General features: G+C 70.9%; 12 protein-coding genes. 6 read left to right on the top strand and 6 right to left on the bottom strand.

Going from position 1 to position 14148, the window contains the following annotated elements; genetic code table 11:
• The first annotated feature begins 20 nt into the window (after nucleotides 1-20).
• Nucleotides 21-1673 carry a glucose-6-phosphate isomerase gene (gene pgi / locus QF030_RS12140; protein ID WP_307162671.1) on the top strand — a complete coding sequence of 551 codons (1653 nt, stop codon included), beginning with the start codon at nucleotides 21-23 and terminating at the stop codon, nucleotides 1671-1673.
• Nucleotides 1674-1773: 100 nt separating this feature from the next.
• Nucleotides 1774-2688 carry a hypothetical protein gene (locus tag QF030_RS12135; protein ID WP_307162670.1) on the top strand — a complete coding sequence of 305 codons (915 nt, stop codon included), beginning with the start codon at nucleotides 1774-1776 and terminating at the stop codon, nucleotides 2686-2688.
• Between the two features lie 30 nt (nucleotides 2689-2718).
• On the opposite strand, the gene pgl is transcribed toward QF030_RS12135, so the two are convergent.
• Genes pgl through tkt form a run of 5 tightly spaced genes read right to left on the bottom strand, consistent with a single transcriptional unit; the run spans nucleotide 2719 to nucleotide 9394 of the window.
• The gene (gene pgl, locus QF030_RS12130) at nucleotides 2719-3501 is read right to left on the bottom strand and encodes a 6-phosphogluconolactonase (RefSeq protein ID WP_307162669.1); all 783 of its coding nucleotides are present in this window, start codon (nucleotides 3499-3501) and stop codon (nucleotides 2719-2721) included.
• Complete coding sequence (gene opcA / locus QF030_RS12125; protein ID WP_307162668.1) at nucleotides 3498-4631, bottom strand: glucose-6-phosphate dehydrogenase assembly protein OpcA; 1134 nt, start codon at nucleotides 4629-4631, stop codon at nucleotides 3498-3500. Before opcA ends, pgl begins: the two co-directional genes overlap by 4 nt.
• Nucleotides 4628-6151, bottom strand: a complete 1524-nt coding sequence (gene zwf, locus QF030_RS12120; RefSeq protein WP_307167544.1) for a glucose-6-phosphate dehydrogenase — start codon at nucleotides 6149-6151, stop codon at nucleotides 4628-4630. Before zwf ends, opcA begins: the two co-directional genes overlap by 4 nt.
• Nucleotides 6152-6154: 3 nt before the next feature.
• The gene (tal, locus tag QF030_RS12115) at nucleotides 6155-7273 is read right to left on the bottom strand and encodes a transaldolase (protein WP_307162667.1); all 1119 of its coding nucleotides are present in this window, start codon (nucleotides 7271-7273) and stop codon (nucleotides 6155-6157) included.
• A gap of 33 nt (nucleotides 7274-7306) precedes the next feature.
• Nucleotides 7307-9394 (bottom strand): transketolase, encoded by a 2088-nt coding sequence (gene tkt / locus QF030_RS12110; protein ID WP_307162666.1) that lies wholly within the window; start codon nucleotides 9392-9394, stop codon nucleotides 7307-7309.
• Nucleotides 9395-9749: 355 nt separating this feature from the next.
• Here tkt and QF030_RS12105 point away from each other — a divergent pair, with 355 nt between their 5' ends.
• The 4 genes from QF030_RS12105 (at nucleotide 9750) to QF030_RS12090 (ending at nucleotide 13113) form a co-directional block, all read left to right on the top strand.
• Entirely contained in the window at nucleotides 9750-10703 is a 954-nt protein-coding gene (locus QF030_RS12105) for a heme o synthase (protein ID WP_307162665.1), read from the top strand.
• A gap of 107 nt (nucleotides 10704-10810) precedes the next feature.
• Nucleotides 10811-11167 carry a hypothetical protein gene (locus tag QF030_RS12100; RefSeq protein WP_307162664.1) on the top strand — a complete coding sequence of 119 codons (357 nt, stop codon included), beginning with the start codon at nucleotides 10811-10813 and terminating at the stop codon, nucleotides 11165-11167.
• 74 nt (nucleotides 11168-11241) lie between these two features.
• Nucleotides 11242-12348: an amidohydrolase family protein gene (locus QF030_RS12095; RefSeq protein ID WP_307162663.1), complete on the top strand. Its 1107-nt coding sequence runs from the start codon at nucleotides 11242-11244 to the stop codon at nucleotides 12346-12348.
• Nucleotides 12349-12366: 18 nt separating this feature from the next.
• Nucleotides 12367-13113, top strand: a complete 747-nt coding sequence (locus QF030_RS12090; RefSeq protein ID WP_307162662.1) for a nucleotidyltransferase domain-containing protein — start codon at nucleotides 12367-12369, stop codon at nucleotides 13111-13113.
• A gap of 14 nt (nucleotides 13114-13127) precedes the next feature.
• Here QF030_RS12090 and QF030_RS12085 read toward each other — a convergent pair whose 3' ends face one another.
• A complete protein-coding gene (locus QF030_RS12085) occupies nucleotides 13128-14138 on the bottom strand; it encodes a COX15/CtaA family protein (RefSeq protein ID WP_307162661.1) in 1011 nt (336 codons plus the stop codon).
• Nucleotides 14139-14148 lie beyond the last annotated feature (10 nt).

Here is a 14148-nt window from a genome sequence, read left to right as displayed (position 1 = left end):
AAAGAGGGCTGAAGTCCGACATGAACGCAGACGGCCGTACGAGGCTCAACCAGACGCCCGAGTGGACCGCTCTGGTCAAACACCGCGAGGAACTCGGCGAGGTGCGGCTGCGGGAGCTGTTCGCCGCCGACCCCGGGCGCGGATCGGGATACACGCTGCGGGTCGGTGACCTGCACATCGACTACTCCAAGCACCTCGTCACCGACGAGACCCTGCGGCGCCTGCGCGAACTGGCCGTCGCCACCGACGTCTTCGGCCTCAGGGACGCGATGTTCCGCGGCGAGAAGATCAACATCACCGAGGACCGTGCGGTCCTGCACACCGCTCTGCGCGCCCCGCGCGACGCGGTGATCGAGGTCGACGGGGAGAACGTCGTCCCGGCGGTGCACGCGGTCCTCGACAAGATGGCCGGCTTCGCCGACCGCGTCCGCTCCGGCGCCTGGACCGGCCACACCGGCCGGCGCATCCGGAACGTGGTGAACATCGGTATCGGCGGTTCCGACCTGGGCCCGGCCATGGCCTACGAGGTGCTGCGCGGCTACACCGACCGCGACCTCACGGTCCGTTTCGTGTCCAACGTGGACGGCGCCGACCTGCACGAGGCCACCCGCGACCTCGACCCGGCGGAAACACTGTTCGTCATCGCGTCGAAGACCTTCACCACCATCGAGACGATCACCAACGCGACCTCGGCCCGCAGCTGGCTGCTGGACGCGCTCGACGGGGGACAGGCTGCCGTCGCCAAGCACTTCGTCGCGCTGTCGACGAACGCCGAGAAGGTCGCGGACTTCGGCATCGACACGGCCAACATGTTCGAGTTCTGGGACTGGGTCGGCGGACGCTACTCCTTCGACTCGGCGATCGGCCTGTCCCTGATGATCGCCATCGGCCCGGAACGCTTCCGCGAGATGCTCGACGGCTTCCACCTCGTCGACGAGCACTTCAGGACCGCGCCCGCCGAGTCCAACGTGCCGCTGCTGCTGGGCCTGCTGGGCATCTGGTACGGCAACTTCCACGACGCCCAGTCGCACGCCGTGCTCCCCTACAGCCACTACCTGTCCAAGTTCACCGCCTACCTCCAGCAGCTGGACATGGAGTCCAACGGCAAGTCCACGGGCCGGGACGGCAAGGAGGTCGACTGGCAGACCGGCCCGATCGTCTGGGGCACGCCGGGCACCAACGGGCAGCACGCCTACTACCAGCTCATCCACCAGGGCACGAAGCTCGTCCCGGCCGACTTCATCGGTTTCGCCGAGCCGGCCGCCGAGCTGCGCGACGAGCTCAAGGCCCAGCACGACCTGCTCATGGCCAACTTCTTCGCCCAGACCCAGGCGCTGGCCTTCGGCAAGACACCCGAGGAGGTGCGCGCCGAGGGCGTGCCGGAGGAGCTGGTGGCCCACAAGACGTTCAAGGGCGACCACCCCACGACCACGATCCTCGCCCGTGAGCTGACCCCCTCGGTCCTCGGCCAGCTCGTGGCGCTCTACGAGCACAAGGTGTTCGTGCAGGGCGCGGTGTGGAACATCGACTCCTTCGACCAGTGGGGAGTGGAGCTCGGCAAGGTGCTCGCCAAGCGTGTCGAACCCGCCCTCACCGAGGGCGCCGAGGTTCCCGGCCTGGACGCGTCCACCAGGGCCCTGGTCGCCAAGTACCGGGAGCTGCGCGGTCGGTAGCGGTCACCGCGGGGGAGAGGCGGGAAGCGGACGGCGGTCGGTCGTCCGCTTCCCGTAGAATCCCGGCGATCATGAGGCCGATCTCTCGGGGGAGAGCAACGTGACCAGTGCACGCAGAAGTTGGACCGCCGGCTCGCTGACCGTCCGCTCGTTCCTGAAGCCCCACAAGGTGGCGTGGGCGGTGTTCCATCCGGCGTGGATACCCGAAGCGCTCGATCCGACGGTGGAACGGCTCAAGCGCGGCAGGGTCGTCGCCGGGGCGGTCGCGGCCGTCGGCGTCTACACCTTCGTCGAGGGCGGTTTCGCCTTCGAGGAGATGCTGGAGAACACGGCGATCGCCTCCGCCGTGCTGTTCTTCCTCACCCCCGTGACGGTCGGCGTGATGCTCTTCGTCTGGCGGCGTACGGGCACCGTACGGCAGTTGAAGAGGCCGCTCGTCGACTCGCTCAAGCTGCTGCTGCTCTTCATCGGCTGTGTCCTGACGACCGTGGGGGTCTTCCGGTCGAGCGAGACGTTCGGGCTGGTGCCGAGGATGCTGCTCACGCTCGTCGGCCTGTGGATGGCCTTCTTCGTGATGGCCGGCGCGGTCCGGCTCTCCGGTAACTTCTTCGGTTCCGCCGCGGTGCACCGCTGTCTGCCGCCGCTGCTCGCCACGGTGACGACCTGGCTGATGGCCGTTCCCGACCTGATCACCGGTGACCTGCACGGCCTCAGCCTCACCATGGGCATCGTCTTCATCCTGGGCGCACCGGTGACGGTCACGGGGCTCGCGCTGCTGGAGATGCGCCGCCTCAAGCGGCGGTACGGCATCCGGCTCGCGGCCCACCCGGCCACCCTGCCGCCGACCCCCGCCGGCCCGCCGCTCCGGGTTCCGCCGCAGGGACACCCGTACGGGCACCCGCAGGGACACCCGTACGGGCAGCCCTACGCACCGCACCCGGGGCAGCCGTACCCCCAGGGCAACCCGTACGGGTCCTACCGGGCCCACAACGGGCAGAACCCGTACGGCGGTTGACCGTACGGGTTCTGGGGAACGGCGAGCGCGTCAGGCGGACGCCGGTGGGTACAGCGACCTCGGGAGCCGGGAGGCCGCCGCCGTGTCCAGCAGCCACAGGGTGCGCGAGCGGCCCCGGGCGCCCGCCGCGGGGGCCTGGATCTCGCCCGCGCCGGACAGGGCGATCGCCGCGGCCTGGGCCTTGTCCTCGCCGGCCGCGAGCAGCCACACCTCACGGGCCGCCCGGATCGCCGGGAGGGTGAGGGTGACCCGGGTCGGCGGGGGCTTGGGCGCGCCGCGTACGCCCACCACCGTGCGCTCGGTCTCCCGCACGGCCGGCAGCTCCGGGAAGAGCGAGGCCACATGGGTGTCCGGGCCGACGCCCAGCATCAGCACGTCGAAGGCGGGCACGGCCCCGTGGTTCTCGGGACCGGCCGCGCGGGCCAGCTCCTCCGCGTAGGCGGCCGCGGCCGCTTCCACGTCGGCGCCGTACGGACCGTCGGACGCGGGCATGGCGTGCACGCGTTTCGGGTCCACCGGGACGGAGTCCAGCAGGGCCTCACGGGCCTGCGTGACATTGCGCTCCGGGTCGCCCTCGGGCACGAAGCGTTCGTCGCCCCACCACAGGTCGAGCCGGGCCCAGTCGACGGCGTCACGTGCGGGCGCGGCGGCCAGCGCGGCCAGCAGACCGTTGCCGTTGCGGCCGCCCGTGAGGACGACGGACGCCTGGCCCCGGGAGGCCTGGGCGTCCACGATCTTCGTGATGAGGCGGGCCGCGGCGGCCTGCGCCATCAGTTCCTTGTCGTGGTGCACGACCAGCTGGGGAGTGCTCACTGCGGGTCCGCTTTCCTGACCGGGGGCATCTGCGCCGGAGTGGGCCGGTCGGCGTCACCCTGACCCGCCGGGGCGGCGGACGGCTGAGCCGGTGCGGCGTCACGGCCGGCGGGCGCCGGGTCCGGCACCCCGCGGACCGGAAGGGACGGCGTGGGCCGAGCGGCGGCCTGGGCCCGCTCCGCCTCCCGTTCCGCGGCCGACTGGATCCCGCCGAGCCGGTCCACGCCGAACCGCAGGGCGGACGCGTACGTGTCGTCGGGGTCGAGCCTGCGCAGCTCCTCCGCGAGCAGCTCGGACGTCTCGCGGCGCTTCAGCGCCACCGCGCGGTCCGGCTGGCCCGGCAGGGCCAGGACGGCCATCGCACCGTCCGAGCGGTGCAGCGTGATCGGACCGCCGGTCGTCTCCATCCGGACCTGGGTCAGCCCCGGGCCGGCCGAGATGGCGCGGCGGACGTGCACATGGAGCCGGTCCGCGAGCCACATGGCGAGCAGCTCGACGCTCGGATTGGACTCCTCGCCCGCCACCTCGGCGGAGACGATCTCGCAGCTCACCTGGTCGAGAGCGGCGGCCAGCATCGAGCGCCACGGGGTGATCCGGGCCCACGCCAGGTCGGTGTCGCCCGGCTCGTAGCTCTCGGCACGGGCGCGCAGCTCGTCGACGGGCTTCTCGGCCGCGTAGCTGTCGGTGACCCGGCGCTGGCCCAGGGCGCCCAGCGGGTCGCCCGCCGGGTCGCGCGGGGCGTCCACCGACCACCAGACCACCACCGGCGCGTCCGGTAGCAGCAGCGGCAGGACGACGGACTGGGCGTGGTCGGAGACCTCGCCGTACAGCCGGAGGATCACCGTCTCGCCGCTGCCCGCGTCCGCGCCCAGCCGTACCTCGGCGTCGAGCCGGGACTGGGTGCGGCCCCGGGGGGACCGCGAGACGCGCTTGATGACCACGAGCGTGCGCGAGGGGTGCTCGTGCGACGCGTCATTGGCGGCCTTCAGGGCGTCGTAGGCGTTCTCCTCGTCCGTGACGACGACGAGGGTCAGCACCATGCCCACGGCGGGCGTGCCTATCGCACGCCGGCCCTGCACCAACGCCTTGTTGATCTTGCTGGCAGTGGTGTCCGTGAGGTCTGTCTTCATGGCCGGCGCCAGCTCCGTCCGTCTCGCTCGAGCATCTCGTCGGCCTCGACGGGTCCCCACGTGCCCGACGGGTACTGCGCGGGCTTGCCGTTCTTGTCCCAGTACCGCTCGATCGGGTCGAGGATCTTCCAGGACAGCTCCACCTCTTCCGTGCGGGGGAAGAGGTTCGAGTCGCCCAGCAGCACGTCGAGGATGAGGCGCTCGTACGCCTCGGGCGAGGACTCCGTGAAGGACTCGCCGTAGGCGAAGTCCATCGACACGTCCCGGATCTCCATCGAGGTGCCCGGAACCTTGGAGCCGAACCGGACGGTGATGCCCTCGTCGGGCTGGACGCGGATGACGATCGCGTTGGCGCCCAGCTCCTCGGTGGCCGTGGAGTCGAAGGGGGAGTGGGGAGCGCGCTGGAAGACCACCGCGATCTCGGTGACCCGGCGGCCGAGGCGCTTGCCGGTGCGCAGATAGAAGGGGACGCCCGCCCAGCGGCGGTTGTCGACCTCCAGCTTGACGGCCGCGTAGGTGTCGGTCTTCGACTTGGGGTCGATGCCGTCCTCTTCGAGGTAGCCGACGGCCTTCTCGCCGCCCTGCCATCCGGCCGCGTACTGGGCCCGCACGGTGGCGCGGCCCAGGTCCTTCGGCAGCCGCACGGCGCCGAGCACCTTGGTCTTCTCGGCGGCCAGCGCGTCCGCGTCGAAGGAGGCCGGCTCCTCCATGGCCGTGAGGGCCATGAGCTGGAGCAGGTGGTTCTGGATGACGTCACGGGCGGCGCCGATGCCGTCGTAGTAACCGGCCCGGCCGCCGATGCCGATGTCCTCGGCCATCGTGATCTGTACATGGTCCACGAAGGACCGGTTCCAGATCGGCTCGAACATCGTGTTGGCGAAGCGCAGCGCCAGGATGTTCTGGACGGTCTCCTTGCCCAGGTAGTGGTCGATGCGGAAGACCTGGTCCGAGCCGAAGACCTCGTGGACGACCTTGTTGAGCTCCTCGGCCGAGGCGAGGTCGTGACCGAAGGGCTTCTCGATGACCGCGCGTCGCCAGGAGCCGTTCTTCTGGTCGGCCAGCCCGTGCTTCTTCAGCTGCTGGATGACCACCGGGAAGGAACGCGGCGGCACGGAGAGGTAGAAGGCGAAGTTGCCGCCCGTGCCCTGTGCCTTGTCGAGTTCCTCGATCGTGCCGCGCAGCCGCTCGAAGGCGTCGTCGTCGTCGAAGGTGCCCTGCACGAAGCGCATGCCCTGGACGAGCTGCTGCCAGACCTCCTCGCGGAAGGGCGTGCGGGCGTGCTCCTTGACGGCGTCGTGGACCTCCTGCGCGAAGTCCTCGTGCTCCCACTCGCGGCGCGCGAAGCCGACCAGCGAGAAGCCCGGCGGCAGCAGACCCCGGTTGGCGAGGTCGTACACCGCGGGCATGAGCTTCTTCCGGGACAAATCGCCCGTGACGCCGAAGATGACCAGACCCGACGGCCCCGCGATACGCGGGAGCCGTCGGTCGGCGGGGTCACGCAGCGGGTTGCTGCTCGACAGAGTTCAGCCCTCCGAGGGGGCGAGGCGCTGGAGCTCCGCCTCGGTCGACTTGAGCAGGTCGTTCCAGGACGCCTCGAACTTCTCCACGCCCTCGTCCTCGAGGAGCTGGACCACCTCGTCGTAGGAGATGCCGAGCTTCTCGACGGCGTCGATCTCGGCACGGGCCTGCTCGTAGGTGCCGGTGACGGTGTCGCCGGTGATCTGCCCGTGGTCCTCGGCGGCGAACAGGGTCGCCTCCGGCATGGTGTTCACCGTGTTCGGGGCGACCAGGTCGTCCACGTACAGGGTGTCCTTGTAGGCGGGGTCCTTCACACCGGTGGAGGCCCACAGCGGACGCTGCTTGTTGGCGCCGGCCTTCTCCAGCGCGGCCCAGCGCTCGCCGGCGAAGACCTCCTCGTACGCCTGGTAGGCGAGCCGGGCGTTGGCGAGGCCCGCCTTGCCGCGGGCGGCCTTGGCCTCGTCGGTGCCGAGCGCGTCGAGCCGCTTGTCGATCTCGGTGTCCACCCGGGACACGAAGAAGGACGCCACGGAGTGGATCTTCGACAGGTCCAGGCCGCGCTCCTTGGCCTGCTCCAGGCCGGCCAGGTAGGCGTCCATGACCTGGCGGTAGCGCTCCAGGGAGAAGATCAGCGTGACGTTGACGCTGATACCGAGGCCGATGACCTCGGTGATCGCCGGCAGGCCGCCCATCGTGGCCGGGATCTTGATGAGGGTGTTGGGGCGGTCGACCAGCCAGGCGAGCTGCCTGGCCTCGGCGACCGTCGGCTTGGTGTGGTGCGCCAGGCGCGGGTCGACCTCGATCGAGACCCGGCCGTCCTGGCCGCCGGTGGCGTCGAAGACCGGGCGCAGGATGTCGGCGGCGTCACGGACGTCCGCCGTCGTGATCATGCGGATGGCCTCTTCGACGGTGACCTTGCGGGCGGCGAGGTCCGACAGCTGCTGGTCGTAGCCGTCGCCCTGCGAGATCGCCTTCTGGAAGATCGACGGGTTGGTGGTGACGCCCACGACGTGCTGCTGGTCGATCAGTTCGGCCAGGTTGCCGGACGTGATCCGCTTGCGCGACAGGTCGTCCAGCCAGATCGCGACGCCTTCTTCGGAGAGGCGCTTGAGTGCGTCTGTCATGGAATTACATCTCCTACGTGTCGTATGTGAGCGTCAGCGCTGGGCGGCGGCGAGGGATTCCCGGGCCTTGGCGGCCACGTTCTCCGCGGTGAAGCCGTACTCCTGGAAGAGGACCTTGCCATCGGCGGACGCACCGAAGTGCTCCAGGGAAACGATGCGTCCCGCGTCCCCGACGTACTTGTGCCAGGTGAGTCCGATACCCGCCTCGACCGCGACGCGGGCCTTGACGGACGGGGGCAGCACGCTGTCCCGGTACCCCTGGTCCTGCTCCTCGAACCACTCCACGGACGGCATGGACACCACGCGCGTGGGCACACCGTCGGCTTCCAGCCGCTCGCGCGCCTCGACGGCGACGTGCACCTCGGAGCCGGTGGCGACGAGGATCACCTCCGGCGTCCCCGTGGAGGCCTCGAACAGGACGTACCCGCCCTTGGCCGCGTTCTCGTCGGGCTCGTACGTCGGCACGCCCTGGCGGGTGAGGACCAGACCGTGCGGGGCGCCCTTGCCGAAGACCTTCGTCCAGCGCTTGAGGATCTCGCGCCAGGCGATCGCCGTTTCGTTGGCGTCGGCCGGCCGTACGACGTTCAGGCCCGGGATGGCGCGCAGCGAGGCCAGGTGCTCGACCGGCTGGTGGGTGGGGCCGTCCTCGCCGAGGCCGATGGAGTCGTGCGTCCACACGTACGTCACCGGCACGTGCATCAGGGCGGAGAGTCGCACGGCGTTGCGCATGTAGTCGGAGAACACCAGGAAGGTGCCGCCGTAGATGCGGGTGTTGCCGTGCAGCGCGATGCCGTTCATCTCCGCGGCCATGGAGTGCTCGCGGATACCGAAGTGGACGGTACGGCCGTAGGGGTCCGCCTCCGGCAGCGGGTTGCCCGCCGGGAGGAACGACGACGTCTTGTCGATCGTCGTGTTGTTGGAACCCGCGAGGTCGGCGGAGCCGCCCCACAGCTCGGGGATGACCGCGCCGAGCGCCTGGAGCACCTTGCCGGACGCGGCACGGGTGGCGACACCCTTGCCGGGCTCGAAGACCGGGAGCTTCTCCTCCCAGCCGGTGGGCAGCTCGCCCGCGGCGACGCGCTCGAACTCGGCGGCGCGGTCGGGATTGTTGTCCCGCCACTGCTGGAAGGACTTCTCCCACACGGCGCGGGCGGCCTGGCCGCGCTCGAGCGCGCCCCGGGTGTGGGCGATGACCTCGTCCGCGACCTCGAAGGACTTCTCCGGGTCGAAGCCGAGGACGCGCTTGGTGGCCGCGACCTCGTCGTCGCCGAGCGCCGAGCCGTGGGCGGCCTCGGTGTTCTGCGCGTTCGGGGCGGGCCAGGCGATGATCGAGCGCATCGCGATGAAGGACGGCTTGTCCGTCACCTGCTTCGCGGCCTCGATCGCGTCGTAGAGGGCGTGCGGGTCCAGGTCGCCGTCCGGCTTGGGGGCGACCCGCTGCACGTGCCAGCCGTACGCCTCGTAGCGCTTGGCGGTGTCCTCGGAGACGGCCGTCTCGGTGTCGCCCTCGATCGAGATGTGGTTGTCGTCCCACAGCAGGACCAGGTTGCCGAGCTTCTGGTGACCGGCCAGCGAGGACGCCTCGGCGGAGATGCCCTCCTGGAGGCAGCCGTCACCGGCGATCACGTAGACGAAGTGGTCGAACGGCGACTCGCCGAGCGGGGTCTCCGGGTCGAACAGACCGCGCTCGTAGCGCGCGGCCATCGCCATGCCCACGGCGTTCGCGACACCCTGGCCCAGCGGGCCGGTCGTCGTCTCGACGCCCGTGGTGTGGCCGTACTCCGGGTGACCCGGCGTCTTGGAACCCCAGGTGCGGAACGACTTCAGGTCGTCCAGCTCCAGGCCGAAGCCGGCCAGGTACAGCTGGGTGTAGAGCGTCAGGGACGAGTGCCCCGCGGACAGCACGAAGCGGTCGCGGCCGACCCAGTCGGCGTCCGCCGGGTCGTGCCGCATCACCTTCTGGAAGAGGGTGTACGCGGCAGGCGCCAGGCTCATCGCCGTACCGGGATGGCCGTTGCCGACCTTCTGTACGGCGTCGGCGGCCAGGACGCGGGCGGTGTCCACCGCCCGCTGGTCCAACTCGGTCCACTCGAGGTCTGTGGTGGTCGGCTTGGTGCTCACCCTGGGTCAGGGCTCCTCTCCACATGTCACGCATGTCGAATGCCGGTGCACGCGGCGCCCACCGGCCGTTGTCGAGCCTACCCCCGTGAGAACGCGCATTTTTTCGAGTCATTCCAGACTGCCGGGAGACTTGGTGATCCGCCTCCCGACCGGTGTGTTCCCTGTTCGGCAAGTGAATACGGAGCCGCTCGTACGAGTGCTCAACAGAGTGCCCTCCGGCTCTTCCGCAGGCGCCGTCCAACACGACCCCACCCCCGCGAATGTCGGGGTCTGGGCAACGTCTACAGTGGCGTGGTACGCGCGAGCCTTTACCCGGCATTCACCTGGGGAGGCTCGCTGGGAGTCTCTGTCAGGGGTGTGCGTGACGGCCGTTGAATCCCGTCCAGCGGGGCTTATCGGGACGAGCCAGAGCCCGAGCCGGCGGCCGTTCGGGGCCCGGGTCAAGGCGTTCGTGGCGCTGACCAAGCCGCGGATCATCGAGCTGCTGCTGATCACCACCGTCCCGGTGATGTTCCTGGCGCAGCAGGGCGTTCCCGATCTCGGCCTGGTGGTCCTGACCTGCCTCGGGGGTTACCTCTCCGCAGGCGGCGCCAATGCGCTGAACATGTACATCGACCGCGACATCGACGCGCTGATGGACCGCACCTCGCAGCGCCCGCTGGTGACCGGAATGGTCAGCCCGCGTGAATGTCTCGCCTTCGGCATCACTCTCGCGGTGGTCTCGACACTCCTGTTCGGTCTGACCGTCAACTGGCTGTCGGCCTGGCTCGCCCTCGGCGCGCTCCTCTTCTACGTCGTCGTCTACACGATGATCCTCAAGCGCCGTACCTCGCAGAACATCGTGTGGGGTGGCATCGCCGGCTGCATGCCGGTGCTGATCGGCTGGTCGGCCGTGACGGACTCGGTGTCCTGGGCGCCGGTCGTCCTCTTCCTCGTCATGTTCTTCTGGACGCCGCCGCACTACTGGCCGCTGTCCATGAAGGTCAAGGAGGACTACGCGCGCGTGGGCGTGCCGATGCTGCCGGTCGTCGCGTCCAACAAGACCGTCGCCAAGCAGATCGTCCTCTACAGCTGGGTGATGGTCGCCGTCTCGCTGCTGCTGACCCCGCTGGGCTACACCGGGTGGTTCTACACCTCGGTCGCGCTGGTGGCCGGCGGCTGGTGGCTGTGGGAGGCGCACGCGCTCCAGACCCGTGCGAAGGCGGAGGCGACGGGCGGGAAGCTGAAGGAGATGCGGCTGTTCCACTGGTCCATCACCTATGTGTCGCTGCTGTTCGTGGCGGTCGCGGTGGACCCCTTCCTGCGCTGACGCCTCTCCTTCCTTTCCGTCCTCACCGCCGAACGGCCGGGGTGCGTGGCCAACACCACGCACCCCGGCCGTCGCCGTTCTATCTACCCGTCGGTAGCATCCTGGCCATGGCAGACACCAAGCAGGTTGACGAGACCGCCGACGCCAAGCAGGCCGCGAAGGCCGAGCGCAGGGCGGCCCGGCTCGCCAAGCAGATCAGCGCCTTCGCCCGGCAGCACGGCGGGGCCGAGGGCCAGATCGCGTACCTCGGCGAGCGCGGCGCCCGTATCGTCCTCGTCGGCGAGGACGGCGGCTGGGGCGACCTGGTGGCCCCCTCGGTCGCCATCGCCGAGCTGGCCGCAGGGAAGGCCGGCATCACCGTCCACGAGACCTTCGACGGAGAGTTCGCGGCGAAGGTGAGGACGGGGCCGTACGAATGGACGCGGATGGCCGGGATCCAGGTCGGCGGACCGAAGAACGGCTGAGCAGAACAACCTGACACCCCGGTCACCCGTTAGGACCCCGTAGGCACCACGTGGTCCGTCTCCCGGGAGTCCGGATGATCGAAACGCCGTCCTTGGTGGACCAGTACTGCCACGGCGTCCTGAGAACGGAGCTGGGTCTCGGTACCTTCGAGGCCCAGTTGGCCCGCACCGAGGGCCCGCCGGCCCCGGGCACGACGCTGTTCGACACCCAGACCGGGTTCGCGGTACGCCGCTGGTGCCCCCCGCTCCTCGGCCTGGAACCGCACGCGCCGCCCGCCCGTTATCTCGCCCGGCGTCGTGAACTCGGCGTACTGGAAGCGGGCCGCCGGCTGCTGCGCGGCAGCGGCATCACGACCTACCTGGTCGACACGGGCCTGCCCGGCGACCTCACCGGGCCGGGTGAGCTGGCCTCGGCCGGCGCCGCCGAGGCGCGGGAGATCGTGCGCCTGGAACCCCTCGCCGAGCAGGTCGCCGACACCTCCGGAACCGTCGAGTCCTTCCTGGCCAACCTCGCCGAGTCGGTCCACGGGGCCGCCGCGAACGCCGTGGCCTTCGCCTCCGTCGCGGGGGTCCGGCACGGCCTCGCCCTCGCGCCCGAGCCGCCCGGGCCGGGCGAGGTACGGGGTGCGGCGGGCCGCTGGCTGGCGGGCCGCAGGGTCGGTGGCGAGCTGAGCGACCCGGTGCTGCTGCGGCACGTGCTGTGGATCGCCGTCGCCTCGGGGCTGCCGCTCCAGCTGCACGCGGGGCTCGGCGAGCCGGGGGCGCGCGTCGACCGCACGGATCCGGTGCTGCTGACGGACTTCGTGCGGGCCACGGCAGGCCTCGGCACCGACCTCGTCCTGCTGCACGGCTACCCCTACCACCGGCACGCCGCCCACCTCGCGGGCGTCTTCCCGCACGTGTACGCCGACTCCGGCGCCGCACTCGTACGGACCGGCGCGCGCGCCGCGACGATCCTCGCGGAGATCCTGGAGCTGGCCCCCTTCGGCAAGATCCTCTTCTCCAGCGGCGCCGGGGGGCTGCCCGAGCTGCACGTGGTCGGGGCACGGCTGTTCCGCGAGGCGCTGGCGCGGGTGCTCGGCGCCTGGGTCGCGGAGGGAGCGTGGTCGCCGACGGACGCGCAACGGGTGGCGGGCCTGATCGCGGCGGGCAACGCGCGCCGGGTGTACGGGCTCGGCTGAGGTGGACAGACTGGGCGCATGACCACCCGTACGGAAGCCTTGCTGGACCGTTTCCTGGACGGACTCCAGGCCCCGGACCCCGTCGCCGTGTGGGCCCACGGGTCGCTCGCCGGGGGCGACTACCAGGAGGGCCGCAGCGACCTGGACCTCATCGCCGTCCTGGACGGCCCCCTCGCGCCGCGCACGGTGTGGCACCTGGCCCGGCTCCACGCCCGCCTGCGGAACGAGCCGCTCGCCCCGCTGCTGCACTGCACCTACCTCACCCCCGACCGGACGGCCGACCCGGAGCGGCGGCACCTCACCTGGGCGCACAGCCGACTGTTCCGGCGGACGGTCACCCCGGTGACCCGGCGCGAACTGCTCGACTTCGGCCGGGTGCTGTACGGCAAACCGCCCGGCGCGCTCCTGCCGCCGGTCCCGGACCGCGCACTGGCCGACTTCGTCGTCCGCGACCAGCGCGACTTCTGGCGGCCCACCGTCGACAAGGCCCACCTGTGGCATCAGAACGTCTGGGTGGATCTGGGGCTGCTGACCTTCGCGCGGGCGACGGTGACCGTGCGGGACGGCCGGCTGATCTCCAAGCGCCAGGCCCTCGACGAACTGTCCGCGCTGGGGGCGCCCCAGGAGGTCGTGGCGGACATCGCCCGCCGCCGCTACGACGAGGGGGACGGGGCGGCGGACGACGGGTGGCCGAGCCGCCGGGCCGTGCTGACCCGGGACTACCTGGGGCCGGCGATCGACGGGCTGGTCACCTCGTACGGGTAAAGCCGACGGGCGACTTACGCGCGCGTGCCGACCGTCGCCTCGGCCGCCGGGCCCGGCAGGTCGATCGTCGTCTCGGGGCGCTCGCGCAGCGCCAGCAGCACGCGCAGCACCGCGATCCACACCAGGCAGGAGCCGAGCATGTGCAGTCCGACCAGGACCTCGGGGAGGTCCGTGAAGTACTGGACATAGCCGATGACACCCTGTCCGAGCAGCACCAGGAACAGGTCCCGGGTACGGTCCAGCGGGTTCTTCGGCGCGTCCACCGCCTTGAGGATGAACCACAGGGCGAAGGTCAGCGTCACCACGATCCAGGCGAGCACCGCGTGCAGCTTGGCGACCGTCTCCCAGTCCAGCGGCATCCGCTCGACCTCGCTGGAGTCACCGGCGTGCGGGCCCGCGCCGGTCACCACCGTGCCGACGGCGATCAGCAGCGTGGAGGCCACGACCAGGAACCACACCAGTTGCTGCACGGGCTTGCCGACCAGTGGCCGGGCCTGCCCGTCGCCCTCCCGGGCGCGCTGCCACATCACCGCGGCGACCGCGATCAGCGCCGAGGCGGCCAGGAAGTGCGCCGCGACCGTGTAGGGGTTGAGGCCGACGAGCACCACGATCCCGCCGAGCACGGCGTTGCTCATCACCAGCCAGAACTGCGCCCAGCCCAGCCGGGTCAGGCTCCGCCGGTACGGCTTCTCGGAGCGCGCGGCGATGATCGCCCAGCCGACGGCCGCGCACAGCACGTACGTCAGCATGCGGTTGCCGAACTCGATGGCGCCGTGGAAGCCCATCGCGCCGGTCGCGGTGAGGGAGTCGTCGGTGCACTTGGGCCAGGTCGGGCAGCCCAGGCCGGACCCCGTGAGCCGTACGGCACCGCCGGTGACCACGATGATCACCGACATCACGAGCGAGGCGAGGGCCGCACGCCGGACCGTCCCGCGGGCGGGCGTCCAGCGGGCGGCGATGAAGGCGAGGGGGTTGCGCACGGCGGCTAGGGCGTCGGCACGGGTCACGTTCGGCACGCCTCCCATCGTAGGCGGA

The sequence above is a fragment of the Streptomyces rishiriensis genome (genome assembly GCF_030815485.1).
Lineage (GTDB): Bacteria > Actinomycetota > Actinomycetes > Streptomycetales > Streptomycetaceae > Streptomyces > Streptomyces rishiriensis_A.
This window is presented reverse-complemented; position numbering and strand designations above follow the sequence as displayed.

Excerpts from the sequence above, each read along its gene's own strand:
- pgi (WP_307162671.1), top strand. The coding sequence starts at position 21 with ATGAACGCAGACGGCCGTACGAGGCTCAACCAGACGCCCGAGTGGACC.
- QF030_RS12095 (WP_307162663.1), top strand. The coding sequence starts at position 11,242 with ATGATCGAAACGCCGTCCTTGGTGGACCAGTACTGCCACGGCGTCCTG.
- tal (WP_307162667.1), bottom strand. The coding sequence starts at position 7,273 with ATGACAGACGCACTCAAGCGCCTCTCCGAAGAAGGCGTCGCGATCTGG.
- QF030_RS12100 (WP_307162664.1), top strand. The coding sequence starts at position 10,811 with ATGGCAGACACCAAGCAGGTTGACGAGACCGCCGACGCCAAGCAGGCC.
- QF030_RS12090 (WP_307162662.1), top strand. The coding sequence starts at position 12,367 with ATGACCACCCGTACGGAAGCCTTGCTGGACCGTTTCCTGGACGGACTC.
- opcA (WP_307162668.1), bottom strand. The coding sequence starts at position 4,631 with ATGAAGACAGACCTCACGGACACCACTGCCAGCAAGATCAACAAGGCG.
- QF030_RS12085 (WP_307162661.1), bottom strand. The coding sequence starts at position 14,138 with ATGGGAGGCGTGCCGAACGTGACCCGTGCCGACGCCCTAGCCGCCGTG.